At 43.2% G+C, this 26,974-nt stretch carries 18 protein-coding genes; 9 read left to right on the forward strand and 9 right to left on the reverse strand.

The window, feature by feature from the left end; genetic code table 11:
- The first annotated feature begins 42 nt into the window (after nucleotides 1–42).
- The gene (gene mrcB, locus Xvie_RS06540; protein ID WP_086108535.1) at nucleotides 43–2,517 is read left to right on the forward strand and encodes a bifunctional glycosyl transferase/transpeptidase; all 2,475 of its coding nucleotides are present in this window, start codon (nucleotides 43–45) and stop codon (nucleotides 2,515–2,517) included.
- A gap of 73 nt (nucleotides 2,518–2,590) precedes the next feature.
- On the opposite strand, the gene Xvie_RS06545 is transcribed toward mrcB, so the two are convergent.
- Both Xvie_RS06545 and hemL read right to left on the reverse strand, forming a co-directional pair.
- On the reverse strand, nucleotides 2,591–3,316 hold the full coding sequence (locus tag Xvie_RS06545; protein ID WP_086108536.1) for an NAD-dependent epimerase/dehydratase family protein: 726 nt from the start codon (nucleotides 3,314–3,316) through the stop codon (nucleotides 2,591–2,593).
- Between the two features lie 350 nt (nucleotides 3,317–3,666).
- Nucleotides 3,667–4,950, reverse strand: a complete 1,284-nt coding sequence (hemL, locus tag Xvie_RS06550; RefSeq protein ID WP_086108537.1) for a glutamate-1-semialdehyde 2,1-aminomutase — start codon at nucleotides 4,948–4,950, stop codon at nucleotides 3,667–3,669.
- A gap of 253 nt (nucleotides 4,951–5,203) precedes the next feature.
- On the opposite strand from hemL, the gene erpA reads away from it, so the two are divergent.
- Nucleotides 5,204–5,548, forward strand: coding sequence for an iron-sulfur cluster insertion protein ErpA (gene erpA / locus Xvie_RS06555; protein WP_086108538.1), 345 nt, complete (start codon nucleotides 5,204–5,206; stop codon nucleotides 5,546–5,548).
- Nucleotides 5,549–5,694: 146 nt separating this feature from the next.
- On the opposite strand, the gene Xvie_RS06560 is transcribed toward erpA, so the two are convergent.
- The 3 genes from Xvie_RS06560 to mtnN all read right to left on the reverse strand — a co-directional run bounded on the left by Xvie_RS06560 (nucleotide 5,695) and on the right by mtnN (nucleotide 8,483).
- Complete coding sequence (locus Xvie_RS06560; RefSeq protein ID WP_086108539.1) at nucleotides 5,695–6,600, reverse strand: DMT family transporter; 906 nt, start codon at nucleotides 6,598–6,600, stop codon at nucleotides 5,695–5,697.
- Nucleotides 6,601–6,887: 287 nt separating this feature from the next.
- Nucleotides 6,888–7,757 (reverse strand): vitamin B12 ABC transporter substrate-binding protein BtuF, encoded by an 870-nt coding sequence (btuF, locus tag Xvie_RS06565; protein WP_086108540.1) that lies wholly within the window; start codon nucleotides 7,755–7,757, stop codon nucleotides 6,888–6,890.
- Nucleotides 7,758–7,784: 27 nt separating this feature from the next.
- Complete coding sequence (mtnN, locus tag Xvie_RS06570; RefSeq protein WP_086108541.1) at nucleotides 7,785–8,483, reverse strand: 5'-methylthioadenosine/S-adenosylhomocysteine nucleosidase; 699 nt, start codon at nucleotides 8,481–8,483, stop codon at nucleotides 7,785–7,787.
- 112 nt (nucleotides 8,484–8,595) lie between these two features.
- Between mtnN and dgt the strand changes: the two genes are divergently transcribed.
- Nucleotides 8,596–10,122, forward strand: a complete 1,527-nt coding sequence (gene dgt / locus Xvie_RS06575; protein ID WP_086108542.1) for a dGTPase — start codon at nucleotides 8,596–8,598, stop codon at nucleotides 10,120–10,122.
- On the opposite strand, the gene Xvie_RS06580 is transcribed toward dgt, so the two are convergent.
- Nucleotides 10,112–12,472, reverse strand: a complete 2,361-nt coding sequence (locus Xvie_RS06580) for an ATP-binding protein (RefSeq protein WP_086108543.1) — start codon at nucleotides 12,470–12,472, stop codon at nucleotides 10,112–10,114. The genes dgt and Xvie_RS06580 overlap by 11 nt on opposite strands.
- 53 nt (nucleotides 12,473–12,525) lie before the next feature.
- Between Xvie_RS06580 and rlmD the strand changes: the two genes are divergently transcribed.
- The 6 genes from rlmD (at nucleotide 12,526) to Xvie_RS06615 (ending at nucleotide 21,959) form a co-directional block, all read left to right on the forward strand.
- Nucleotides 12,526–13,863 (forward strand): 23S rRNA (uracil(1939)-C(5))-methyltransferase RlmD, encoded by a 1,338-nt coding sequence (rlmD, locus tag Xvie_RS06585; protein ID WP_086108648.1) that lies wholly within the window; start codon nucleotides 12,526–12,528, stop codon nucleotides 13,861–13,863.
- Between the two features lie 9 nt (nucleotides 13,864–13,872).
- Nucleotides 13,873–16,110 carry a GTP diphosphokinase gene (gene relA / locus Xvie_RS06590; RefSeq protein ID WP_086108544.1) on the forward strand — a complete coding sequence of 746 codons (2,238 nt, stop codon included), beginning with the start codon at nucleotides 13,873–13,875 and terminating at the stop codon, nucleotides 16,108–16,110.
- Nucleotides 16,111–16,133: 23 nt separating this feature from the next.
- The gene (gene mazG, locus Xvie_RS06595) at nucleotides 16,134–16,934 is read left to right on the forward strand and encodes a nucleoside triphosphate pyrophosphohydrolase (RefSeq protein ID WP_086108545.1); all 801 of its coding nucleotides are present in this window, start codon (nucleotides 16,134–16,136) and stop codon (nucleotides 16,932–16,934) included.
- Nucleotides 16,935–17,194: 260 nt separating this feature from the next.
- On the forward strand, nucleotides 17,195–18,832 hold the full coding sequence (pyrG, locus tag Xvie_RS06605) for a glutamine hydrolyzing CTP synthase (RefSeq protein WP_086108547.1): 1,638 nt from the start codon (nucleotides 17,195–17,197) through the stop codon (nucleotides 18,830–18,832).
- 86 nt (nucleotides 18,833–18,918) lie between these two features.
- Complete coding sequence (gene eno, locus Xvie_RS06610) at nucleotides 18,919–20,220, forward strand: phosphopyruvate hydratase (RefSeq protein WP_086108548.1); 1,302 nt, start codon at nucleotides 18,919–18,921, stop codon at nucleotides 20,218–20,220.
- A 353-nt stretch (nucleotides 20,221–20,573) separates the two neighbouring features.
- Nucleotides 20,574–21,959 (forward strand): SLC13 family permease, encoded by a 1,386-nt coding sequence (locus tag Xvie_RS06615; protein ID WP_086108549.1) that lies wholly within the window; start codon nucleotides 20,574–20,576, stop codon nucleotides 21,957–21,959.
- A gap of 55 nt (nucleotides 21,960–22,014) precedes the next feature.
- On the opposite strand, the gene Xvie_RS06620 is transcribed toward Xvie_RS06615, so the two are convergent.
- The 3 genes from Xvie_RS06620 to Xvie_RS06630 form a co-directional block, all read right to left on the reverse strand.
- Nucleotides 22,015–23,499 (reverse strand): aldehyde dehydrogenase family protein, encoded by a 1,485-nt coding sequence (locus Xvie_RS06620; protein WP_086108550.1) that lies wholly within the window; start codon nucleotides 23,497–23,499, stop codon nucleotides 22,015–22,017.
- 387 nt (nucleotides 23,500–23,886) lie between these two features.
- Nucleotides 23,887–25,188, reverse strand: coding sequence for a dicarboxylate/amino acid:cation symporter (locus Xvie_RS06625; protein WP_086108551.1), 1,302 nt, complete (start codon nucleotides 25,186–25,188; stop codon nucleotides 23,887–23,889).
- Nucleotides 25,189–25,623: 435 nt separating this feature from the next.
- Nucleotides 25,624–26,760: an ABC transporter substrate-binding protein gene (locus Xvie_RS06630; protein ID WP_086108552.1), complete on the reverse strand. Its 1,137-nt coding sequence runs from the start codon at nucleotides 26,758–26,760 to the stop codon at nucleotides 25,624–25,626.
- Between the last annotated feature and the right edge of the window lie 214 nt (nucleotides 26,761–26,974).

Genomic DNA, 26,974 nt, shown 5'->3' on the forward strand with positions numbered 1-26,974 from the left:
AATTTATGTGTCTGTATTTAATAAATATTTGGAGAATTCGGTATGTCTGATGATGATCGTCAGCCAATCGGACGCAAGGGTAAAAAATCAGGGCTTCGTCGTGGGCGAACATCTAAAAAACGCAATCGGCGGGATGATTATGATGATTATGAAAATGATGATTTTGACGACGATGAGGATGAAGTCATGACTGATAAAGGGAAAAAATCCCGCAAGTCTAAGGTTCGCCAATCTAAAGGCGGTGGGCACAGGTTTTTGTGGCTGCTGTTGAAAATTTTTATTGTACTGGCAGTACTCATTGTTATTTATGGTTTTTACTTGGATAACAAGATTCGCCATCGTATCGACGGCAAGGTCTGGGATTTACCGGCTGCGGTGTATGGTCGGGTGGTCAGCCTTGAACCGGGTATGGATTACAGTAAGAACGAAATGGTTCGTTTGCTGGAAGGTATGCAGTATCGGAAAGTGACCAAAATCACCCGGGCAGGTGAATTCGTGGTCAGGGGTAATAATATTGAGATACTACGCCGCCCATTTGATTTCCCTGACGGTAAAGAAGAGCAAATTCAGGCACGGCTGACTTTTGATAATAGCCATCTTTCCAGTATTGAAAATATGGAAAACCATCGTCAATTTGGTTTTTTCCGCCTTGATCCAAAATTGATCACCATGATGCAGTCACCGAACGGTGAACAGCGTCTGTTTGTGCCGTATTCGGGCTTTCCCGATTTACTGGTGAAGACTTTACTGGAAACAGAAGATCGCTATTTTTATGAACATGATGGGGTCAGGCCGCTTTCCATTGCCCGTGCTTTCTTGGCTAACCTGATGGCAGGACGTACGGTTCAGGGGGGAAGTACTCTGACACAGCAATTAGTTAGAAACCTGTTTCTCTCCAATGAACGTACTTTGAGTCGCAAAGCGAATGAAGCATATATGGCGGTGCTGATGGATGCACGCTATAGCAAAGATCGCATTCTGGAATTGTATTTGAACGAAGTTTTTCTGGGGCAAAGTGGTGATGAGCAGATCCATGGCTTCCCGCTGGCGAGTTTGTACTATTTCGGGCGTCCGGTTGATGAGCTGAGCTTGGATCAGCAAGCGTTGCTGGTGGGAATGGTCAAGGGAGCCTCGTTGTATAACCCATGGCGCAACCCTAAAATTGCGCTGGAGCGACGTAATATTGTTTTGAAAATCCTCCAGAACCGAAAAGTCATCGATCAGGAATTGTATGATTTGCTCAGTGCCCGCCCATTGGGTGTAAAACCGAAAAATGAATCGATTACACCGCAACCTGCTTTTATGCAATTAGTGCGTCAGGAATTGCAGGAAAAGCTGGGCGATAAAATCAATGATCTGTCAGGCGTGAAGATCTTTACTACCCTCGATCCTGTTGCTCAGGATGCTGCGGAAAAATCCGTTGAAGAGGGGGTTATTGCTCTGAGAAAGACACGCAAGGTTAATGATCTGGAAGGGGCAATGGTTGTTGTTGACCGTTTCAGTGGTGAAGTTCGTGCGATGGTTGGTGGTTCCCAACCACAATATGCCGGATTTAACCGGGCATTGAATGCCCGTCGTTTGATTGGTTCCTTGGCTAAACCTGCCACTTATCTGACGGCATTGAGTTTGCCGGATAAATATCGTTTTAATACATGGCTGGCGGATGAACCTATCTCTATTCCTCAGGCGGGAGGAAAACCCTGGGAGCCAAGGAACTTTAGTCGCACTTTCAGTGGGCGTGTCATGTTGATCGATGCGTTAGCACGTTCAATGAATATTCCGACAGTAAATTTGGGGATGGATATTGGGTTAGATCGTATTTCCAATACCTTAGTTTCACTGGGTATTCCTGAGAAAGAGATCCAAAAGATTCCTTCTATGCTGTTAGGAGCAATTAGCCTGACTCCAATGGAAATGGCACAGGAATTCCAGACTATTGCCAGCGGCGGTAATCGAGCAAAACTCTCAGCGTTGCGCTCTATTATTACCGAAGATGGCACGGTGGTTTACCAGAGCTACCCACAGGCAGAGCAAGTTGTGCCGCCACAGGCTGCTTATCTGACACTATACGGTATGCAGCAGGTTGTGGAGAGGGGGACAGGGCGCTCGTTGAGCGGCAAATATGGCAAATATAATCTGGCGGGTAAAACCGGAACGACCAATGATCTTCGCGACAGTTGGTTTACAGGCATTGATGGCAAGGAAGTGGCGGTTGTCTGGACTGGACGTGATAACAATGGCCCAACTAATTTGACCGGAGCGACGGGAGCACTGACGATTTATCGTCGTTATCTGGAAAATGAAACACCATTGATGCTGAATAACCGTCCACCGGAAGGTATTGTGGATATGTCAGTCAATGAAGACGGCAGTTTCAACTGTGAGGGCGGCGGTATTAGGGTATTACCGGTTTGGACTGATGATCCACAAGGCTTGTGCCAACAGTCAGTACAACAGCCCATAGAGGAGAATAAAAAAGAAGCTCCCGGCTGGCTGCGGGAAATGTTTGGTCAGTAATAAAATGTGGCTCCCCAACCAAAAATGCAAAAATGGACGGGGAGCTTAATAAATTGTCATACTGTCAGGTGTATTACCTATTTAATAGTTGTAAGTTAAATGTCTGAAATGCATCATCTTTGGGCGAATATCCCAATACTTTTCTGGTCTGAGTCAGGTCGAGACGCTTAAACCGATTGTTAGAAATTCCGTGAGCAATAAAGAAAGTGATATCTTCCACTTCAATAGCACACGTAATTAAGTGAACAGCATCCTCAGGGCTTAGCCAAGCGCTTAAGTCACGGGCATTTTTCAGTGCGTAATCCTCTTTAAATTGAAATGCTCCTATACGAAGTGCAACGGAAGAGAGGTTTTTCTGAGTTGCAAAGTATGAACAAAGAGCTTCGCCATAACATTTTGTGACACCATATACATTTGCAGGAGACACTGCGATACCATCAGGTATTTGCTTATCAACTGGATATCCTTCAACCGTTTGTGCGCTGCTGGCAAAAACAAAACGGCGGCATTGATATTGGGATGCTGCCTGAAGAAGGTAAGTCGTTGTTAAGATATTGGCCGGCAATAAATTCTCAAACTCAGCATCTGCATGGGGAATTCCGGCGAGATGAATAATGTTTTCTACATCAACTACTAACTGTCTGGCGACAGAAGGATCAGATAAATCGGCACGGATAAAACGGTGTGGAGCTTGCACGGGGTAATTGGGCTGTTTTTGATCCACAAGAGTAAAAATATAATGCTCCTGCATGGCTAGAAAAAAAGTTTGTCCTATACGCCCACTTGCTCCAGTTAACAAAATGACATTATCTTCTCTCTTTCAGAAACAAAATAAATCAAAAATTCTCAATTCTCATTTACAGCGAGATAAGCTAATTTCATGGCATTCAGTAGATAAGATGATTTTTATCAATCTTATCTAAGGTACTTGGTTAAACATAGTGTATCAATCAAATTTGGTCTCAGTTCTAGCATACGTAAGAGTTGCTAGCGAGAGTTCTTCGGTATTGTTCCCATAATTCAGTGTTGTTCCCATAAATAGTCAAAAAGTTCTTTACGCATAATGATTACGCCTCAGGCGATGCGCGTCTTGATATGAATATTCACGCAGACGCCACAAGATTGTGACGTCTGAGAAAACGAAATATTTTATTTCAGTTTTGCAAAACAACGTGCTGCTGCATCAACAGTGCGCTGGATATCTTCATCTGAGTGGGCGATGGACATAAATCCTGCTTCAAACGCAGAAGGTGCCAGATAGATGCCTTCATCCAGCATTAAGTGAAAGAATTGCTTGAAGCGTTCTACATCGCACTTCATGACATCCTGATAGCAGGTAACATTTTCCGCATCGGTAAAGAAAATACCGAACATACCACCAACATGGTTAACAACCAGAGGAATACCAGCTTCTGATGCTGCATCTTTTAAACCCGCAGCCAGTTTATCAGTCAGTTCGCTCAAGCGCTGATGAACACCCACTTGCGAGACTTCTTTTAGGCAAGCCAGACCAGCAGCCATAGCGATAGGGTTACCGGAAAGGGTTCCAGCCTGATAGACAGGGCCTGTTGGTGCCAGTTTTTCCATGATTTCCAGACGGCCACCGAACGCGCCTACCGGCATACCGCCGCCGATGATTTTGCCAAGAGACGTTAGGTCGGGTTGAACATCGTAATACTCTTGTGCGCCACCCAGTGCGACACGAAAACCGGTCATTACTTCGTCAATGATCAGCAGGGCACCAAATTCATCACATAATTTACGCAGACCGGGCAGGAATTCTGGTTGTGGTGGAATGCAGTTCATATTACCTGCGACAGGTTCGACGATAATACAGGCAATTTCTTCTGGATATTTTTCGAAAGCTTCACGAACGGAGTTCAGGTCATTGTAAACACAAGTCAGAGTGTGTTTAGCAAAATCAGCAGGAACCCCCGGAGAGTTTGGTTGACCGATAGTCAGGGCACCAGAACCAGCTTTTACCAACAAACAATCGGCATGACCGTGATAGCAGCCTTCGAATTTAATGATTTTGTCACGTTGGGTATAACCGCGAGCCAGACGAATGGCGCTCATGGTGGCTTCTGTACCTGAGTTCACCATGCGCACCATATCCATGGACGGCACCAGTTCCGTGACCAGTTTTGCCATTTCCACTTCGGCGGCAGTAGGTGCGCCAAAACTCAAGCCACGCTCTGCGGCTTCAATAACGGCATTGCGGATAGCAGGGTGGTTATGACCGAGAACCATTGGACCCCACGAACCGACATAATCGATATAAGCATTGCCATCAACATCATAAAGATAGGCACCATCAGCACGTTGGATAAAGACAGGTGTGCCACCAACACCGTTAAAAGCACGTACAGGTGAATTGACACCGCCGGGGATCACGTGTTTTGCCTGAGAGTAAAGTGTTTCGGACTGGCTCATTAATAAAAGCTCCTGAAAGATAACGGTATATACTTTGGGTATAGATACGGGAATGCCATTCTAAAGTACCCCGATGGGGAAGCCAAATCATCAAATGGAGGAAGATATGGAGAGAAGGAGAGGGATGTTGTTGCATTCGTGAGGCAAAACTTGAACGAATAGGTCAGGTATTGGATAATCGCGGCTAACTAATCAGAAAGCATAAAACGACTTTCCGAGAATTTTTACCGGAAAACCGGACTGGAGTAAAAATATGAGCGATGATGCTGCACTGCCTTTGCAGTTTACTGATGCCGCAGCCAATAAAGTAAAAGTGCTGGTTGCTGATGAAGATAACCCGAACCTGCGCCTGCGGGTCTATATTACAGGCGGTGGTTGTAGCGGCTTCCAGTATGGTTTCACTTTCGATGACCAAATGAACGAAGGTGATTTGACGATTCAGAAACAAGGTGTTGAGTTAGTCGTTGATCCAATGAGTCTGCAATATCTGGTAGGCGGTTGTGTGGATTACACGGAAGGGTTGGAAGGCTCCCGTTTTATCGTTACCAATCCGAATGCAAAAACGACTTGCGGTTGTGGCTCTTCTTTCAGTATCTGATTGGAATGTTATTTTTTAATAAAGCGTTATTTATTTTAATAAAATGTCATTTTTTTAATAAATAGTAATTTAATAAATAGTAGTTTAATAAATAGTAATAATGGCCTCCTTTTCGGGAGGCTATTTTGTCAGAGGTTTTTGGGCATTTATTGTGATGATGAAATTAATTGTGGCTGACGGGACTTTTTAATAATACCGATCAGCAAGCCAGACATAATGAAAACCGCTCCCAGTGTTCCCCACCATCCCAACGTTTCCCCGATGAACAGGAATGCAAACAGTGTCGAAAACAGCGGTTCGCTGGTTTCAGTAATTTGCACGCTACTCGCTTCTCCTTTTTCCACCGCTTTGGTCGTAAAGTAAAAACCACCAATTGATGGTAGCAGCACAAGCCCCAGAATGGTCAGCAATGCAATACCTGAAGGGAATTGTAATCCTTCCAGCATCGCAGGCACAGCAAGGTAAATCGTGCCGAAACCAAATAACCAGACCAGAACTGAAATACCACTGCCGATGTTCATGAACTTTGAAAGAAAGATAAATAGGGCATATCCCAATCCGCCCATAAGCGCGAGCAGGATACCGAAAGAGCTGCTGTAGATCTGTTCCGCGAAATTAAACAGGCAGTAAACCCCCACGAGGATTAGCACGAATGACAGGCATTTGTTGATGCCCATTTTTTCACCCAAAAACAGTGAAGAAAGAATAAGAGTAATGCCACCTGCGGCATAAGTCAGAAAAGAAACTAACGGAACAGATGCTTCCTTAAATGCCCAGGTTTCGAAAAAATACAGGCAAAAAATCCCAAAGAAAGCGAGGATGGCAAATTGCAGACTTTTATTCCGTAACGCAAAAAATGTCTGTCGCTCAGAAGGCCTTGACAAGCAATATACCAACAGTATCAGAAAAGCAATAAAGCACTTCCAGAAAGCGACCTGATGATGGCTGATCCCTGAGTTTAGACCGAAATGAGTCAGCACCCCGATCGTACCGTTTAACATGGCTGCTGTTAATGCATAGAATTCAGCCCGTTGATAAAAAGTGTTATTCATATCCTGAATTAATCCCAATAAAAACTTATCCAAATAAAAAGTAACCGTAGTAGAACGTTAAAATATTTTATTTACACTACATGACAGAGTTATTTTTTAATTAATTAAAAATATTAATACTCGTTAATTATGAGAAAAAGAATGAGATTATGGATATTTACTGGGTATCAGTTCAGCATTTTGGTGATTGATCTGCGGAATCATTACGTACGGCGTGCTCAAAAACGTACTGAAATAAAATAATGTGTTGGCAGACCCCCCTTGGCAGGCGCCGAGAGGGGATTCTTTTACTCACCTGAGCGGTTGTGTTTTTGCTCAGGATAATTTAATTGCTGACAAAGTTGCTCTGCCGCCAGAATAATTCTTGGCCCCGTACGGCTGAACCAGTCATCATTCAGGGCGATAATGTTGATGTTCATTTGCGGCCGCCAAAAGTCGGCAATTTTCTGTTTTTGCTCTTCCGTTCCGCCCATCACAATCACCTCTGGTTTACGTGTAAGTACTTGCTCACGGTTAACCTGCGGCCACGAAACGGGGCTGTCAGCAAAAATATTTTTCCCGCCACATACGGAGATAAGTTCGCTTTGGATAGAGTGGCTGGATGAAGTAAAAATCGGATTCATGCCAAACTGCAAGAACACGGAAGTAGGATTAGGATTGGCATAATCTTGTTTTAATTGATTGAATTTATTTCTAATATCTGCGGCTGATTTTTTAGCCATTTCGGGGTGTGGGCTATAGGCAGCAAGCTGTTCCAGCTCTGCCGCAACATCTTCGACTTTTTTCACATCAGAATAAAAAATCGGGATACCCAAAGCAATGAGTTGCTCCAGAGGTCGTTGGGGATTACCCTCACGCCATGCCAGAATCAGGTCGGGTTTCAGGGCGATGATTCGTTCTACATTCAGGCCTTGCCAATCAGCAATTTGCTCCAGCTTTTTAGCAGCTTCGGGATAATCCGAGTAAGCACTAACTGCGATCATCTGATCGCCCAGCCCCGCAGCATATGCCAGTTCTGTCGTTGATGGTGCAAGACTAATAACACGGGAAGCTGCCGCATAAAGAGGAGCACTGAAACTACACCAAAAGCCATACAAAAAGAGTGAGAATACCAACCAAGCGTACCGATGGGAGATTCTTTTCAAGAATGATTTCATTATCGATGCTCCACTTTTAATAATGGTTTATTGTTTGCTGAGTTCGGTCAGCATGGCATTGACCATCCGTGTGGATTCACGCGCCGCGACAACCAAAAACTCATCAAAACTGATATGGGATTCTTGATCGGCAACATCAGAAATAGCACGAACGACAACAAAGGGGATTTTATATTGATGGCAAACATGACCAATGGCCGCAGCTTCCATTTCAACAGCAGCAACTTTCGGGAAAGTAGCCCGGATGCGTGCCAATGGTTCTGAACCATTGATAAAGGCATCACCGCTACAAACCAGGCCGCGAACGGCGTTCAGATTGAGGGATTGGATGCATTTTTCTGCCATGGTGATCAATTTCTCGTCAGCAACAAAAGCAGGGGGGCATTGCGCCATTTGGCCGGGCTCATAACCAAAGGCAGTGACATCTGCATCGTGATAACGTACTTCTTCGGAGACAACGATATTTCCCACTTTTAATTTAGGATCAAGGCCACCTGCTGAACCTGTGTTAATCACGATATCTGGCTGGCAATGTTCAATCAACAAAGTGGTTCCCAGTGCCGCGGAGACTTTACCAATACCGGATTTCAATAAAGCGATATCCACGCCGTTCAGTTTACCGGTGTAGATTTCACACCCACCTCGTGACAATGTTTGCAGACCTTCGATCTGGTCACGCAGCAAAGTCACTTCTTGTTCCATTGCACCTATTACACCTACTTTCATTGTGTCATACTCGCTATTAAAAGGCTGATTTAATCGGGAAGTGTATCATTGAATAGCCATTTACCAGAGATTCCAATTCTAAATAGTTGTTTCATTTGGTATGGGGGGATTAATGTCTAAGATTGATTTTAAGCAGAAGTTGAATTACCAACGTAAGTTCAGTAAATCTTCCATTCATCCCGATGATGAAGAACAAGTATCCCGCCAATTTGAAAGTGATCGGGGACGGATTATCAACTCCGCTGCCATTCGGCGTTTGCAGCAGAAAACACAGGTATTCCCTCTGGAGCGCAATGCCGCTGTACGCAGTCGGTTGACGCATTCGCTCGAAGTGCAGCAAATAGGGCGCTATATTTCAAAAACGATTATTGCGGAGTTGGCAAAGCAAAACTTATTGGAAAAATATGGGCTGAGTGATCGCTTACTTGCTTTTGAAAGTCTGGTGGAAATGGCTTGTCTGATGCACGATATCGGCAACCCCCCATTTGGGCATTTTGGTGAGGCAGCAATTAGAGATTGGTTCTCCCGCCGATTGGTTCCTGATTATTCACCGAAAACGGAGCAGCAGCAGGATACTTGTAAAGTCATGGCATTGTGTCTGACGGGGGAAGAAAAAAAAGATTTATTCCGTCGGCAATTACGTAAAGATTTATGCCAGTTTGAGGGCAATGCCCAAGCTATCCGTCTGGCACATAATCTGCTGCGTTTGAATCTCACTTACGCCCAGATTGGCTGCGTATTGAAATATACGTGCCCGGCCTACCGTCTGGAAGAAGCTCCGGTTGAATTCAGTTATCTGATGAAGAAAAAAGGCTATTACTGGTCAGAAGAGAGTTTTATCCGTGAATTGAGAAAAGAATTGCAAATGGGAGATTTCTGTCGTTTCCCGCTGACATATATTATGGAAGCCGCAGATGATATCTCATATTGTATTGCTGATTTGGATGATGCTGTTGAAAAGGGCATTTTTAATGTCGATCAATTGGTGGAATATCTGACAAAAGAGTGGGGAGAAAACGGCGGGCATAAAAAGGGTGATTTGTTCGAATCTACAGTGACACAAGCCTATAAAAAAACAGCCAATAATGAAGTCCGCCGTAATGTCCACGAACAATTTTTCATGTATTTGCGGGTATTTATCACAGGGAAATTAGTGCCTTATACCGCCAAACTGTTTATTAAACACCTTCCGGAAATTTATGCCGGCACGTTTAACCACGCTTTGCTGGACGGAAATGGAGATGAACATCGTTTATTGAAAACCTTGAAAAATGTCACGCGTAAACGGGTTTTCAATCATCCTGAAGTGGAAGAGCTGGAATTACAGGGATACCGGATTATTACCGGATTGCTGGATGTGTATAACCCTTTGCTGGAACTGTCCCGACAGGATTTCATGGAGTTGAATCAGAATAATTTTCACAAAAAATACTTTATTGAAACGCGCTTGCTGCACAAACTTTCGAGCAAGCATCGTTTAGCTTACAGTGAGGCAGTGGAGGGAATTGTTGCCACTGACGAAGCCGAAAAAGACATGATCGAATTTTATTATCGGGCGCGTCTCATTCAGGACTATATCAGTGGCATGACAGACCATTACGCTTATGAAGAATATCGTAAGTTTATGGTCACAAAGTAACGGATTCGGTTGTTCTGAGTACTCTGGTAGCCCTGAGTATATCAGGAGCGGCTGCTATTACATGGTTGATTTCGTCTATGAATTCCAGCAATTCTGGCTCCAGATCGGCCAGAGCAACGCCCTTTTGAAGTTGTTTTTCGACGAATTCGCAAATTGCTTTCAGATTAGGAACACCGTTATAGCAGCAGCTACCGTGCAATTGGTGGACATGATGTTGAAAGTGTTTGCGGGTCGCCTCTCCATTGATGGTTAATGCCTGTTCAATCATGCTTTTTATGTCGGGCAGTGATTGCACCAGCATCTCCAACATTTCCCGTGCTAATGACTCTTTTCCGACGGTTTGTTTCAAAGCCATATCCCAATTGATAGCTTGTGGTTTTTTCTGCTGGCAGTATTGGTTAAGCAATGTTTTTAAACGGTTTTCATCCAACGGTTTGGAAAGGCAGCCGATAAACGGTGTATTTTTTGCCTTATGGCAGGGGAGGGCTGTAACAGCCACAATGGGTGTTTCTTTATGTTGAGGTAAGTAATGGATCTGCTCAGATGTTTGGATACCATCCATATTTGCCATCTGGATATCCATCAAAATCAGATCTAGCGAATGTTTTTGCGCTATTTTCAGCGCTTCGATTCCGCTGCTGCACAGTAAGGTATTTTCAACTAATTCATTCAGCAATGTGCCGATTAATTTCAGGTTAGCAGGATTATCATCCACGGCCATTACTGTCATGGGTAAACGTGATGATATCGAAGAAATGGGCAGAGTCTCCGGAAATGATTTGAATAAATATTCTTCTTTTTCCAGCCAGATATCAAAATAAAATATCGTTCCTTTAGTGACTTCACTGGTGAAGTCAATTTCTCCCTTCATTTCATTGACCAATCGCTTGGTGATGCTCAACCCCAGACCGGTTCCTCCGTAATGGCGGGTAATACTGGCATCCGCTTGGTTGAAGGCCTGGAACAAAATCGGACGGTATTCCGGTTTGATACCGATACCTGTATCGGTAACACTAAAATCAATCTGTACAAGATGGTGCTGTTGTTGGCGTAATTTGATATCCAGCATTACGCTGCCTTTGTCTGTAAATTTAATGGCATTACCAATGAGATTGGTCAGTATTTGTTGTAATCGGATGGGATCGCCAATCATCATATTGGGTAACTTCTCATCAATATGGTGATACAGAGGAAGGTTTTTCACACTGGCAGCAGGAGTCAGCAGCTCAATAACTTCATTGACGGTATTCCGTAGCAAAAAAGGTACTTGATCCAATACCAGTTTATTGGATTCCAGCCGTGAAAAATCCAGAATGTCATTGATGATTTTTAGCAAGTTATTGGCTGAGCGATCAATGACATACAGATATTCCATCTGCTGTGGCGTAATGGAGGTTTTTAACATCTGGCGGGTAAAGCCAATGACGCCATTAAGAGGGGTACGTAATTCATGGGACATATTGGCCAGAAATTCTGTTTTGATTCTGACTGCCTCTTGTGCGCGTTTTTTGGCGATAGTCAGTTCAACATTTTGGATTTCTAACTGTTCCATTGTAATTTGCAGATCAGACGTCGCTTGATCAATATGCAATTGCATCTCGTTTTTATATTTAGACAACGATTCTGCCATAGTATTGATACCATTCTGAAGAGCAGCTAATTCCCCTGGCATGGCGCCGGTTATTCTACTGTTCAATTGCCCTTGCCGGATGCGATTAACGGCTTTTACCATGCAATCCAGAGGCTCTGTGACTTTACGTACCAGAATGCGGGCAAGCAGGGCTGTTATCCCGAGGCAGAGGAGTAGCAGAATGATAGAAATGGCAATTTCTTTGTATTGCTGAAGTTGTGTAGCCCGTAAATCCAAATCAATGGCAATATATCCGATAGGTTCATTATTGTTGACTGTATTGCGCCATTTATGGGAAGCAGTAGTTCCCGCAATAATCGGCATTTTCAGTATGATGCTGTTACTGTCTTCTTCCATCGTCAGCTTTGTCGGGATAGGGGCATCTGGATTGAGGTGTAGCTGATTTACATCATATTTATCATTGGAAATTTCAAACAATTTATGTTTTTTATCAAAAATGGCAATGACCATAACGATTTCAGAATTACAGAAATGTAAGCTATTTATCAATGAGTTGAGTTGCTTGCGGTTGTCAAGATTAATGCCAATTTCACCGATGATGGTCAACGGTTTAATAATACTGATCCCGCTGAGGATTATCAGCTTCTTCAACTCGTAATAGCGGTATGAGATAAATGATATACTTACCAGCGTTCCGACCAGTAAAACAGGAACCAATATCAGGCTCATCATACGGGTGCGTAGGCTATATTTGGTCATAGGCGTCCATTGTGGGAAAATCAAAACTCAATTTTTCAAAGTCAGTCAGAATCATGGTGCAATTTTACTCCCCAAATCGCCGCTCCGTAAACCGAGGCATTATTTCCGTTACCGCAGATAATCTTGATGCACAAGGCCAAGGCATTGCCCGCCATCAGGGAAAAACTATCTTCATTCAAGGGTTATTGCCGGGTGAGCAGGCACAGATCCAACTGACAGAGGAAAAACGCCAATTTGCTAAGGCCAAAGTAGTGAAGAGGCTCTCAGATAGCCAACATCGCGTAGACCCCCACTGCCCACACTTTAAAGTTTGTGGTGGGTGCCAGCAGCAGCATGTTGCCACTGAGCTGCAGGTTAATACTAAGGCCAGTGTACTGGAACACCTGATCCAGCGGGAGACAGGTATCGGCATCAGTGCACATCCCATCATTCACAGCCCGGAATATGGTTATCGGCGCAGGGCCAGACTCGGGCTGCAATATCACGCCAAACAACGCACATTATTGATGGGATTCCGCCAGAGCCAGACCAACGATTTGGTTAACATTAAACACTGCCCTGTTATGCACTCTGAATTGGAACAATTATTGCAGCCGCTGCATCAGTGCCTGAATAGTCTGAATGCAGTAAAACGATTGGGGCATGTGGAGTTGGTATTGGCTGACAATGGCCCATTAGCCGTGTTGCGCCACCTTGATTCACTTAAGCATGAAGATAAGGAAATACTGCGCACTTTTTCGGTGCAGCACAATGTAGCGATTTATCTGCTTGGTGATGAAAAATCCCTTGAGCCATTGATGGAAGGGCAACCAGCACCGTGGTATCAGGTGGGTGGATTGAAACTGATATTCAGCCCCCAAGATTTTATTCAGGTTAATGATGAAGTTAACCAGCAAATGGTGGCCCAAGCACTGGCTTGGTTGGATTTGCAACCAACTGACAGGGTATTGGATCTGTTTTGTGGCATGGGAAACTTTACCCTGCCGATAGCCACTAAAGTACAGGCAGCGGTCGGTGTGGAAGGGGTTGCCGCACTGGTAGCGAGTGGGCAATATAACGCCCGGATCAATGAACTTAATAACGTCGATTTTTTTCATGAAAATCTGGAATCAGATATTCACCAGCAGCCTTGGGCCGCACAAGGGTTCAATAAAGTGCTGCTGGATCCAGCCCGTGCTGGTGCGGCGGGTGTTATGACACATATTGTAAAACTGGCCCCCGAAAAAGTGGTTTACGTTTCCTGTAACCCCACGACACTGGCACGGGACAGCAAAGTCTTGTTGGAGGCTGGTTATCATCTAGTCAGTGTGCGGATGCTGGATATGTTCCCGCACACAGGCCATCTGGAATCCATGGCTCTGTTCAGCAGTGAACCGATGGATATCGAGTAGGGAGAAATTATGGTTGCGGTAAGAAGTGCGCATCTCACACCGGCAGGTGAATTTGCTGTCGATAAGTGGATCGCGAGTTTGAACATCACTAACCCACAATCCAGTGAAAAATTGGTCAAAACCTGGCAATACTGTCACGAAAAAGTCCAAGGTCACCCCGATGCGGAACTGTTGCTATGGCGCGGTGTGGAAATGGTGGAGATCCTGTCCACATTGAGCATGGATAATGACAGTATGCGCGCTGCGCTGCTTTTTCCCATCCTTGATGCCAAGCTACTTGATAGCGAAACAGTGACAGAAACATTTGGTAAAGCGATCACAAATCTGGTGAATGGCGTATTGGAAATGGACGCCATTCGCCAACTGAAAGCCACTCATACTGACTCTACGTGTTCGGCGCAGGTTGATAATGTTCGCCGGATGCTGCTGGCGATGGTGGAAGATTTTCGCTGTGTGATTATCAAGCTGGCAGAACGCATTGCGCACTTGCGCGAAGTGAAGGATGCCAGTGAAGATGAGCGAGTGCTGGCAGCCAAAGAGTGTTCCAATATCTATGCTCCCCTTGCCAATCGACTGGGAATCGGGCAGCTAAAATGGGAACTGGAGGATTTTTGTTTCCGTTACCTGCATCCCGATGAATATAAGAAGATTGCCAAGTTGCTGCATGAGCGCCGAATTGATCGTGAACAATATATCGAAAAATTTGTAACAAAAATTCGTAATTACATGCTGAAAGAAGGGATCAGCGTTGAAATATACGGGCGTCCGAAGCACATTTACAGCATTTGGCGCAAAATGCAGAAGAAATCCCTGTCCTTTGATGAATTATTTGACGTACGTGCTGTGCGGATTGTTGTCGATCGTTTGCAGGATTGCTACGCAGCACTGGGGATAGTACACACTCACTATCGTCATTTGCCGGATGAATTCGATGATTACGTTGCCAACCCGAAACCGAATGGTTATCAATCCATTCATACTGTTGTTTTGGGGCCGAGTGGCAAAACCCTTGAAATCCAGATCCGTACCCGTCAGATGCATGATGATGCGGAACTTGGGGTAGCGGCGCATTGGAAATATAAAGAAGGCACTGTGGTTGGCGGTGGTAAATCCGGCAGTTATGAAAGTCGTATTGCATGGCTGCGGAAATTGATCGCATGGCAGGAGGAAATGGCGGATACCGGCGAGATGCTGGATGAAGTACGTAGTCAGGTATTTGATGATCGTGTTTATGTCTTTACGCCAAAAGGGGATGTTATTGATTTGCCAATTGGCTCCACGCCGTTGGATTTTGCTTATCACATTCACAGCGATGTTGGTCATCGCTGCATTGGGGCAAAAATTGGCGGACGTATTGTGCCGTTCAGCTATCAGCTCCAGATGGGCGATCAGATTGAAATCATTACCCAAAAGCAGCCCAATCCAAGCCGTGACTGGTTGAATCCCAACCTTGGCTATGTGACGACCAGTCGTGGACGCGCAAAAATTCATAACTGGTTCCGCAAGCAAGATCGTGACAAGAACATCATTGCTGGCCGCCAAATGCTGGACAATGAGTTGGCACATTTAGGTATTACGGTCAAAGAAGCAGAAAAAGAACTGATCGCCCGTTATAACGTCCATTCGTTAGAAGAAGTGCTGGCGGGTATTGGTGTCGGTGATATCCGCATCCATCAGTTAACGAACTTCTTGCAAAACAAATTCAACAAAACTACAGCAGAAGAAGAGGATCGCGAAGCGCTTCGCAATCTGGAGAACAAAACCTATACACCACGCAGTACAAGTAAAGATAATGGTCGTATTGTCGTAGAAGGGGTTGGCAACTTAATGCACCATATTGCCCGTTGCTGTCAGCCTATTCCTGGTGATGAAATCATTGGATTTATTACACGTGGGCGGGGAATTTCCATCCACAGTGCTGATTGTGATCAGCTGGCGGAACTCGAAGCCAGTTCACCGGAACGGATAGTTGATGCAGTATGGGGAGAAAGTTATTCCAGTGGCTATTCGCTTGTGGTACGGGTTCTTGCCAATGACCGCAGTGGATTATTGCGTGATATCACGACTATCCTCGCCAATGAAAAAGTCAATGTGTTGGGCGTCAGTAGCCGCAGTGATGTCAAACAACAGCTTGCAACCATTGATATGAACATTGAGATTTATAACTTGCAAGTGCTCGGTCGGGTATTGGCGAAACTCAATCAGTTACCTGATGTCATTGAAGCCAGACGTTTGCACGGTAATTGATTAAAATAATAGTTAATTAAAGTATGAATAAGATGAAATCTATCTCTATTGGACGATTGAAGGGGATTATGGCGCAGTTGCGCCATCCCCAGAACGGCTGTCCTTGGGACAAAATACAAACCTCCGCGACGATTGCTCCTTATACGCTGGAAGAAACCTATGAAGTCCTTGATGCGATTGAGCGCAATGATGCTAGCGCCCTGAAAGAAGAATTGGGGGATCTGCTGTTTCATATCGTGTTTTACGCCCATATGGCTGAAGAACAGCAACAATTCGATTTTGATGATATCTGTGAAGCGGTATGTGACAAACTGGAGCGCCGCCATCCCCATATCTTCAATCAACAAGCAGGTATTAACAGCGAAGAGGCGATAGGAAGCTGGGAACAACGCAAAGCTGCGGAAAGGGCAGAAAAAGATCAGCATTCAGTGCTGGATGATATTCCTGTCAGCCTACCGGCTCTGATGAAAGCCTATAAGATCCAGAAGCGCTGTGCTTCGGTGGGTTTTGATTGGGATACACTCGGGCCAGTGCTGGATAAAGTCTACGAAGAAATTGATGAAGTAATGGACGAAGCGAAGCAGGCGGTGGTGGATAAAGACCGACTGGAAGAAGAAGTGGGTGATTTGCTGTTTTCAGTGGTGAATTTATCCCGTCATTTGGGGCATAAACCGGAAATGGCACTACAAAAAGCCTGCCAAAAATTTGAAAACCGTTTCCGCAACGTCGAAAAACTGATCCTGAGCAAAGGATTGTCATTGGAAGCGGCTACACTGGATGACATGGAAGAAATGTGGCAGCGGGTGAAAAATCAGAAGGTATAGAACTGCAATCACGCAAAAATATACGGAAATAGAGAAAAGGATGTCAATTAAATGGCTGAATAACCTAAGTTGTGTGAAAAAATTTCATACTAATAACCCAATGAATTTAAAGAGAAAGAAGTATGGTTTTTTCTGGGGGGTGCTGATTATGTGGCACCTTACCCTGTTTAGATGGTTTGTAGCGAAATTAAGGTTAGGGTATACTGCTTTCCCGTCCTGTTATATTCATCATCCTTTTAAACCTAAACTTCAGGTTCAGCATGAAAACTAATTATATTTTTGTGACCGGCGGGGTCGTATCCTCACTGGGTAAAGGCATTGCCGCAGCCTCTTTGGCGGCTATACTCGAAGCCCGTGGACTCAATGTCACCATTATGAAACTGGACCCGTACATTAACGTCGATCCAGGAACAATGAGCCCAACCCAACACGGGGAAGTTTTCGTTACCGAAGACGGCGCTGAAACTGATCTTGATTTAGGTCATTACGAACGTTTCATCCGAACCAAAATGACACGCCGCAATAACTTTACGACGGGTCGTGTCTACTCTGAAGTGTTGCGCAAAGAACGCCGTGGCGATTATTTGGGAGCAACGATTCAGGTCATTCCTCACATCACCAATGAAATCAAAGACCGTATCATCCGTGGTGCAGAAGGTCATGATGTCGTGTTGGTGGAAATCGGTGGTACTGTCGGTGATATCGAATCCCTGCCATTCCTCGAAGCCATTCGTCAGATGGCAGTGGAAGTGGGTCGTGAAAACACACTGTTCATGCATCTGACTCTGGTGCCTTATATGGCTGCAGCGGGCGAAGTGAAAACTAAGCCGACTCAGCATTCCGTGAAAGAATTGCTGTCCATTGGTATTCAGCCGGATGTGTTGATCTGCCGTTCGGATCGTATTGTTCCAGCCAATGAGCGGGCAAAAATCGCGCTTTTCTGTAACGTACCAGAGAAAGCCGTTATCTCCTTAAAAGATGTTGATTCCATTTATAAAATACCAGCCCTCTTGAAATCTCAGGGCTTAGATGATTATATTTGTAAACGATTCAGCATCGAGCGTCCAGAAGCGGATCTGTCCGAATGGGAACAGGTCATTTACGAAGAAGCCAATCCATCCGGCGAAGTTACCATCGGGATGGTGGGTAAATATGTTGAACTGCCAGATGCTTATAAATCAGTAATTGAAGCACTGAAACACGGCGGATTGAAAAATCGCCTGACTGTCAACATCAAGCTGATCGATTCGCAAGATGTAGAAACTCGTGGTGTTGACGTATTGAAAGGTCTGGATGCAATTCTGGTACCAGGTGGTTTCGGTGGTCGTGGCATTGAAGGCAAGATCATGACTGCGCGCTATGCCCGTGAGAATAAGGTTCCATATTTGGGAATTTGTTTAGGTATGCAGGTTGCCCTGATTGAGTTCTCTCGTAATGTTGCGGGTATGGCAGGAGCTAACTCCACTGAATTCGAGCCTGAATGTAAGTTACCAGTTGTTGGTCTGATCACCGAATGGCGTGATGAGAACGGCAACGTAGAAGTACGTAGCGAAGAGAGCGATCTCGGCGGGACGATGCGTGTTGGTGGTCAGTTGTGCCATCTGACTGAAAACAGTCTGGTTCGTAAACTTTACGGCCAGGATGACATTGTTGAGCGTCATCGTCATCGTTATGAAGTGAACAATTTGTTGTTGAAACGTATTGAAGATGCAGGCTTGCGTGTTGCTGGCCGTTCAATCGACAACAAACTGGTGGAGATTATTGAGAACCCTGCACATCCGTGGTTCGTGGCATGCCAGTTTCACCCAGAATTCACTTCAACGCCTCGCGATGGTCACCCGTTATTTGCTGGCTTTGTTGAAGCCGCAGGCAAATATCAGAAAGACCAGTTGAAATAAGATATGGGGCAATGGATTGAGGTTAAACTAATCGCTTTTAGTTTCAATCTGTTGCCCGGAATTTAACTTGTACTGAGGAAAACCTAATGTCCAAAATCGTTAAAGTGCTTGGCCGTGAAATCATCGACTCCCGTGGCAACCCAACTGTAGAAGCAGAAGTACATCTGGAAGGGGGCTTTGTAGGTCTGGCTGCTGCTCCATCAGGTGCATCAACTGGCTCTCGTGAAGCGCTGGAACTGCGTGATGGCGATAAGTCTCGCTTTATGGGTAAAGGTGTATTGAAAGCAATTGCAGCGGTTAATGGCCCGATTGCACAGGCTCTGGTTGGTCAGGATGCGAAAGATCAGGCTAACATCGACAAGATCATGATCGAGCTGGATGGTACTGAAAACAAATCTAACTTCGGTGCTAACGCGATTTTGGCTGTTTCTCTCGCAAACGCCAAAGCAGCGGCAGCAGCGAAAGGTATGCCTTTATACGAGCATATTGCTGAATTGAACGGTACGCCGGGTAAATTCTCCATGCCTCTGCCAATGATGAACATCATCAACGGTGGTGAACACGCAGATAATAACGTAGATATTCAAGAGTTCATGATCCAGCCAGTTGGCGCAAGCACACTGAAAGAAGCTGTACGAATGGGTTCCGAAGTATTCCATAATCTGGCAAAAGTACTGAAAGCAAAAGGCATGGGCACTGCGGTGGGTGATGAAGGTGGCTATGCGCCAAACCTGGAATCTAATGCAGCAGCGCTGGCAGCAATCAAAGAAGCGGTTGAAAAAGCGGGTTACGTACTGGGTAAAGATATTACTCTGGCAATGGACTGCGCAGCTTCCGAATTCTATAACGAAGAAACTGGCAACTATGAACTGAAAGGTGAAGGCAAAATTTTCACTTCTCAGGAATTTACCCACTATCTGGAAGGTTTGACTAAAGAATATCCAATCGTTTCTATCGAAGATGGTCTGAACGAATCTGATTGGGACGGCTTTGCTTACCAGACTAAAGTTATGGGTGACAAAATCCAGTTGGTTGGTGACGATCTGTTCGTGACCAACACCAAAATCCTGAAAGAAGGTATCGAAAAAGGCATCGCAAACTCTATCCTGATCAAATTCAACCAGATCGGTTCTTTGACTGAAACGCTGGCTGCAATCAAGATGGCAAAAGATGCAGGTTACACAGCGGTTATCTCTCACCGTTCTGGTGAAACTGAAGATGCAACTATTGCTGATCTGGCGGTTGGTACTGCTGCGGGTCAAATCAAAACCGGTTCTATGAGCCGTTCTGACCGTGTTGCTAAATACAACCAGCTGATCCGTATCGAAGAAGCACTGGGTAACCGTGCTCCTTTCAACGGTCTGAAAGAAGTGAAAGGTCAGGCATAATTGTTGGCTGCTTCCTCTAAAAAATAAATATTTTTTATGTTTAGGCGAAAGAGAGTATTTTCTTTCGCCTTTTTAATAAAATAAAGTTTTATTTTCAATGGTGATTATTTTCACTGCAACAGTGTGAAAATGTGATATGACAACAGAAATTCTGTTCCTTTTCTGAACCATTCTTTAATAAATTAATAAATCACACGTATTAGATCCCAAAATTATGTAACTCATATTTGATTCCTTGTTGATACTCCTTATTATTTCACATGTAATGTAATTCTTTAACATTTATAGCAATGATTCATTAATTATTCTTTTTTACATTACAGTGTTATGTTTCATTGTCTTACGGAGTCTTCATGGACGCTTCTGAATCTTTAACTCCAGCGATTGGGCCTATTTCCTCAAATAAAAGAGGCTTAATTATTCTCGCGCTGGATATTATCTTGCTTGTAGCATTGCTTAAGTTTTTGCCTTATGGAGAAAAAGCAAATGCAGGATTGGCATTGATGGCATTTGTTGCCGTGTTATGGTTAACAGAAGCCATTCACGTCACTATAACTGCACTGTGTATTCCTATCCTGGCTGTTGGTATGGGATTAATGAATACCGGTGACGCGCTGAAATCTTTCGCAAATCCGATAATCTTTCTATTCTTTGGTGGCTTTGCTCTGGCAACGGCGCTACACATCCAAGGCTTGGACAGGTTGATAGCTAACCGTTTGCTGATGATTGCCCGTGGGCGTTTGTCTGTGGCGGTATTACTGGTATTTGGTATTACTGCGCTACTTTCCATGTGGATCAGCAATACTGCAACTGCAGCAATGATGCTGCCACTCATCCTCGGTATTCTGGCAAATCTGGATATTCGTACTGAACGCAATACCTTTGTATTTGTACTGTTAGGCGTTGCATACAGTGCCAGTATTGGTGGTTTGGGGACGTTGGTAGGCAGCCCGCCAAATGCCATTGCTGCCGCACAGCTGGGCATGGATTTCTTTACATGGATGAAGTACGGCGTGCCAATGGTGATTATTTTGTTGCCTGTTATGGTTGGGACAATGTACATCATGTTGCGTCCAAATCTAAATCACAAATTTGATCTGGAATTGGAACATTTGGAATGGAATGGTAAGCGTGTTATTGCCATGGGTATTTTCCTGTCAACAGTGATATGTTGGATTTTCAGTTCATTGATCAGTGATGCTCTGGGTGGTGTCAAAGAGCTCGATACGATTATTGCAGTGAGCGCAGCGATTCTGATTGGTATCACGGGTGTAGCAACATGGTCACAGATTCAAAATAATACTGAATGGGGCGTGTTGATGCTATTCGGTGGTGGCCTGACACTGAGTGCTGTATTGAAAAATTCTGGTGCCAGTGAAGTTATGGCGAATGGCATGGCCACAGCTTTTGGTGCAAGTCCTTGGTTTGTGATCATCATTGCGGTTACTGCGTTTATTATCCTGCTGACAGAATTCACCAGTAACACCGCGAGCGCTGCGTTACTGGTGCCTATTTTTGCCACAGTTGCAGAAGCTCTGGGAATGCCAGTCATGGCTTTAACCATGATAATTGGTATCGGTGCATCTTGTGCATTTATGTTGCCTGTAGCAACCCCACCTAACGCGATTGTCTATGGCTCCGGCTATATCAAACAAATAGAAATGGTCAAAGTGGGTATGGTGCTGAACGTGGCATGTATTGCCATTATTTCTGTGGTTGCCTGGTTTTTCTGGATGTAATAATTGGAATAAAATCATGTGATAATCGCCACCTACAAGGGTGGCGATTGTTTTTTTAGTCTTCTTTAGTGCTGATATAGATGTTTTTCACTTCAGTATAAGCATCCAACATCATCTTGTGAGTTTCACGCCCAAGCCCTGATTTTTTATAGCCACCGAAAGGAGCATGAGCTGGTAGCTCGTGGTAGGTATTAATCCACATACGGCCTGTTTTTACCTCTTTTGCTACACGCAGAGCACGATTAATATCTTGCGTCCATACGGCCCCTGCCAGACCATATTCGGAATCATTGGCCATTTCGATGACCTCTTCTTCACTGTCGAATGGAATGACACATAAAACGGGCCCAAAAATCTCCTCCTGCGCAACCCGCATATTATTGGTCACATTGGTAACAATTGTCGGCTGGATAAAGAAACCATCATCATATCCCGTTCCTGTCATGAGTTTTCCGCCGGTCAGGATGGTTGCACCTTCCTGTTTGGCAAGGTTGATGTAACCCAAAATAGTATTCATCTGCTCTTCACTAACTTGGCTGCCCATTTCTGTTTCTACCAACATAGGATCACCGACCTTGACGGATTCAAATACGGTTTTCAGTGATTTCAGAAATTCATCATGAATATCTTTATGTAGGAACAGACGGGCACCGGATTCACAGGCTTGCCCTTGATTCAGCAAAATAGCGTTAGCTGCATATTTGATTGCCTTTTTCATATTGGCATCAGGGAAGACAATATTGGCAGATTTACCGCCCAATTCCAGAGTTGCAGGAATGAGTCTTTTCGCTGCTGCTGCGGCAACGTTGTAGCCGATTTCAGTTGAGCCAGTAAAGGCTACCTTGTCAATGCCGTCATGGTCGAGGATCGCTTGGCCCACAACTGAACCACGCCCCGTGACAATATTGACAACGCCCGCTGGCAGAACCTGATTCATGATACGTCCCAATTCAAGCAGAGTTATTGGGGTCAGGCTTGCCGGATTGATGACAATAGTATTACCGGCGGCAAGAGCAGGTGCGAGTTTCCAGGCCGCCATCAATAACGGGAAATTCCATGGGATAATCTGACCTACCACACCAATGGGTTCTCTGATTACTAAGCTCAGAGTGTCGTTGTCAATAACATCACTGGCATCGGAATGAGCACGGATAACCCCGGCAAAATAGCGGAAGTGATCTACAGAAAAAGGAATATCAAAATTACGGCACAGTGCCTGAGTTTTACCACCATCTAGTGTTTCAAGAACGATAAAGCGTTCAGCTTCTGCTTCCAGTAGGTCAGCAATTTTCAGTAATAGGGATTGTCTTTCGACTGCTGAGGTTTTACTCCAGGCTGGTAGGGCTTTTTGGGCAGCTTTGACGGCAAGTTCAACATCTTCGGCATTACCTGCTACATATTCTGTCAGAAATTCACTTGTTGCAGGGTTGTAGCTTTGGAGCGTATTTTTTGAAACGCTATCAACCCATTCACCATTAATCAACATCTTATAAGATTTAGAGGGTAACAATTCTTCGGCAATATCATGTAGCTTTTTCATTATATTCTCCAGATACTTAGATTTTAGGTATACTAGGACATATAATCTGAAGTGATTATCAGATTAATTCTTAATTTTCCACAAAATTTAAATAAAATATAATAGATCCATATTAATAAATATAAACCTTAATCATGTAAATGAGTAGTGTGAAAATTTTTTCGTTGCATTTAATTTTTTTCTATCGGTATTTTTTATAAAAACAATAACTTAATATTATGGTTTTTTTTGTTTATTGGTTAACTCTTTCCAATGTGTTTTTTAACAGAGTGAATTTATTTGCTTTTTTATTGAAGCGGATATGTAAGTTAGAGTGGTATTTTCAGGGAGCGTATATTCCTCCTTTTATAAAAGGAGGAATATATTATTTTCTATAGGTAATGTTACTTATTTATTTGATGTTTTTTCTAGCGAGGTTTGAATATCACCATTTAATGCTTGATACATTTTTTCTTTATCCAGAGCATTTTCCCAGCGAGCCACAACAATACTGGCACAAGCATTGCCGACTAGATTTGTCAAAGCACGGCATTCAGACATAAATCTATCAATACCTAAAATAAGAGCCATGCCTGCTACAGGTATGCTGGGAACTACAGATAAGGTAGCAGCTAGCGTAATAAAACCTGCTCCTGTTACACCTGCCGCTCCTTTTGAACTGATCATAGCAACTAATAGTAAAGTAATTTGCTCAGTAAGACTCAGTTCAATACCGGTTGCTTGGGCGATAAATAATGCAGCCATCGTCATATAAATATTAGTGCCATCAAGATTAAATGAGTAACCTGTTGGAATAACCAGGCCAACAACCGATTTTTCACAGCCAACATTTTCCATTTTCTTCATTAAGCTAGGTAATGCTGCTTCAGAGGATGATGTTCCCAAAACCAACCAAAGTTCATCTTTAATGTATTTGATTAGTTGAATGATGGAAAACCCATTATATTTAGCAACGCCTCCTAGAATAATAAGAACAAAAAGTAATGATGTAATATAAAAAGTTACTATTAACATCATTAAATTCCCAATTGATGAAATACCATATTTACCTATGGTAAATGCCATTGCCCCTAATGCACCAATAGGTGCTAATTTCATTAAAATCCCGACCATTTTAAAGACAGGTTCCGAGAAGTTTTGTAAAAAAACTAAAATAGGCTCTCCTTTTTTCCCTGTTGCGGCTAAAGCAACACCAAAAATAACGGAGATAAACAGAACTTGGAGAATATTGCCATTCACAAGTGGACTAACAACGGTTTCAGGTATGATATTCATGAGAAAACCAACGATGGATGATTCATGAGCTTTCTCCACATAACCGGCAACTTTGCTACTATCTAATGAATCAGGAGAGATATTCAAACCATCACCGGGGCGGATAATATTGGAGACAATTAAACCAATAAATAAAGCAAGAGTTGAAAATGTTAAAAAATATAGCATTGCCTTTCCTACAACACTGCCAACCATTTTCATATTATTCATTCCGGCTATTCCTGTGACTACCGTCAAAAAAATAACAGGTGCAATGATCATTTTTACAATTTTAATAAATGCGTCACCTAGTGGTTTTAACGACTCACCAAAATCAGGATAAAAATGACCAAGAGCTATACCCAATAATATGGCAAATATAACTTGGATATAGAGGATCTGGTATAAAGGCTTTTTATTTAGAGTGTTAGACATAGAGATTCCTGTTTTTAATTTACAATGTTATTATTATCATTAGTGATTTCTTCATTTTTTATAAAATGATTTAAAGCCTCTCTTTGTTTAGAACATGGTAATGTTCCCTATAATAATGAGATGAGTTTTTATTATTATTATGGAGGAGGTTTTCCTGCAATAAGATTAACGTTAAAACCACTTGGTTTTTTAAAAATTCTCAATATTATAAACTCAATAAATATTTTTTTATATAAAATATTACATAGTGAATTAATATTTAATAGTATTTATTTATGATTTTACAGTGAAAATATGAATTATTTTTTGTCATTTTCGATGGTAATAAAATCGATGGAGGAGTGAAAGAGTGTCTAGCATTTTGAGAATTTATAGAATCTGGTTAGATTGATAAATACCCATTCGAAAACGAATGGGTTTTATTTAGAAGAATAATTATTTCGCGGTTATCCAGAAAACACCACTATCATCAAGTGCGGTAAATGTTTTATGAACATAAAGATTATCAGCTTGAGGATCAATATCTTTGAAAAGATCAGGATGTAACCACTTTGCAATGGCTTCTACAGCAATAATATTGAATGGCGTATCATAATATTGATGATAAATAGCCATAACGTGTTTTTCTCGATACGATTTTAGAACTTTTAGCTTGGGACGAGAGAGCAATTTTTGAAAACGTTTCTCGGATGTTGCTAGCTCTCCAGTATAGCCTAATGGAACAGATTGACTGTTTGAATGAACGGTGTCCCAATCTGCCACTGTCATCAGATAATAATCGGGATTGGTTATCAATAATTGTTCTTCATTAATTTTGCCACCCATACCTGAAAACCATTTTCTGCCCATATTATCGCCACCGGCGGCAGTAACAAATTCTCCGAAATTGTTGGCGGCAAAGGTATTGCAACAATCTTCAGCACCTAACATCCCTGCATGACGCTCAATAAAAACGCTGGGGATTTGCTTAGGAGATAATGCCGCAATGCGTTTAGTAATCATGAACAGGCGACTTTCGTAAAACTGAATGAATTTATTGGCATTTTCTTCCTGTCTGAAAACTGTTCCCAGTAATTTCATACTAGGAACAGTATTGGCTAAAGGGTGTTGGCGGAAATCGATGAAAATGACAGGAATGCCTATCTTTTCCAATAAGTTAATTGTATTGCTGCTATCCAGCTTGGGTTTCAAACCAATATCGAAAATAACTAGATCAGGGTGATAAGTCATGGCGTTTTCGACGCTGAAATCACTGGTATAAGGATTAGGGAAGACCGGAATTTTTCTTAACTGAGGGAATTTCTTTTCATAGGCTGCTGCAAGATCAGGGGCTTTTTTCTCCAATGCATTATCCCATGCAGCAATACTTTTCAAAGGTTCAGAGGGATGAAGAATATTCAGCGCAATAACCACTCGGCTATCTGCCAACATGGCCCGTTTAACAGGTGCATTAACCGCCACTTCACGTCCAGCGATATCTTTGACCATAATTTTTTCTGCTTGGGCATATAGTGGTAATAATATGAATAATACAGATAGAAAATATTCTATGGAGTAATGAATGGCAGGCATTGTTGTTCCTTAGGTGGGTATGTTGAAGAGTATTTGTATTATTTCAGTTCAAAATAGAGAATAATAGTTATTATTCAGGCCAATCAACTATTTTTATACCTTATTGGATTAAAAATTTTAGTCTGTAAGTGTTCATTTCAATAATAAATTCTGACGATGCTACTATCTTTAGGAAACATAATTCATGGAGAGATCGATTCAAGTTGTTTTTATA

The sequence above is a fragment of the Xenorhabdus vietnamensis genome (genome assembly GCF_002127535.1).
Lineage (GTDB): Bacteria > Pseudomonadota > Gammaproteobacteria > Enterobacterales > Enterobacteriaceae > Xenorhabdus > Xenorhabdus vietnamensis.

What these genes read in the sequence shown, in the direction of transcription:
- mrcB (WP_086108535.1), top strand. Translation starts at nt 43, where the DNA reads ATGTCTGATGATGATCGTCAGCCAATCGGACGCAAGGGTAAAAAATCA.
- hemL (WP_086108537.1), bottom strand. Translation starts at nt 4,950, where the DNA reads ATGAGCCAGTCCGAAACACTTTACTCTCAGGCAAAACACGTGATCCCC.
- erpA (WP_086108538.1), top strand. Translation starts at nt 5,204, where the DNA reads ATGAGCGATGATGCTGCACTGCCTTTGCAGTTTACTGATGCCGCAGCC.
- Xvie_RS06560 (WP_086108539.1), bottom strand. Translation starts at nt 6,600, where the DNA reads ATGAATAACACTTTTTATCAACGGGCTGAATTCTATGCATTAACAGCA.
- btuF (WP_086108540.1), bottom strand. Translation starts at nt 7,757, where the DNA reads ATGAAATCATTCTTGAAAAGAATCTCCCATCGGTACGCTTGGTTGGTA.
- mtnN (WP_086108541.1), bottom strand. Translation starts at nt 8,483, where the DNA reads ATGAAAGTAGGTGTAATAGGTGCAATGGAACAAGAAGTGACTTTGCTG.
- dgt (WP_086108542.1), top strand. Translation starts at nt 8,596, where the DNA reads ATGTCTAAGATTGATTTTAAGCAGAAGTTGAATTACCAACGTAAGTTC.
- Xvie_RS06580 (WP_086108543.1), bottom strand. Translation starts at nt 12,472, where the DNA reads ATGACCAAATATAGCCTACGCACCCGTATGATGAGCCTGATATTGGTT.
- rlmD (WP_086108648.1), top strand. Translation starts at nt 12,526, where the DNA reads ATGGTGCAATTTTACTCCCCAAATCGCCGCTCCGTAAACCGAGGCATT.
- relA (WP_086108544.1), top strand. Translation starts at nt 13,873, where the DNA reads ATGGTTGCGGTAAGAAGTGCGCATCTCACACCGGCAGGTGAATTTGCT.
- mazG (WP_086108545.1), top strand. Translation starts at nt 16,134, where the DNA reads ATGAATAAGATGAAATCTATCTCTATTGGACGATTGAAGGGGATTATG.
- pyrG (WP_086108547.1), top strand. Translation starts at nt 17,195, where the DNA reads ATGAAAACTAATTATATTTTTGTGACCGGCGGGGTCGTATCCTCACTG.
- eno (WP_086108548.1), top strand. Translation starts at nt 18,919, where the DNA reads ATGTCCAAAATCGTTAAAGTGCTTGGCCGTGAAATCATCGACTCCCGT.
- Xvie_RS06615 (WP_086108549.1), top strand. Translation starts at nt 20,574, where the DNA reads ATGGACGCTTCTGAATCTTTAACTCCAGCGATTGGGCCTATTTCCTCA.
- Xvie_RS06620 (WP_086108550.1), bottom strand. Translation starts at nt 23,499, where the DNA reads ATGAAAAAGCTACATGATATTGCCGAAGAATTGTTACCCTCTAAATCT.
- Xvie_RS06625 (WP_086108551.1), bottom strand. Translation starts at nt 25,188, where the DNA reads ATGTCTAACACTCTAAATAAAAAGCCTTTATACCAGATCCTCTATATC.
- Xvie_RS06630 (WP_086108552.1), bottom strand. Translation starts at nt 26,760, where the DNA reads ATGCCTGCCATTCATTACTCCATAGAATATTTTCTATCTGTATTATTC.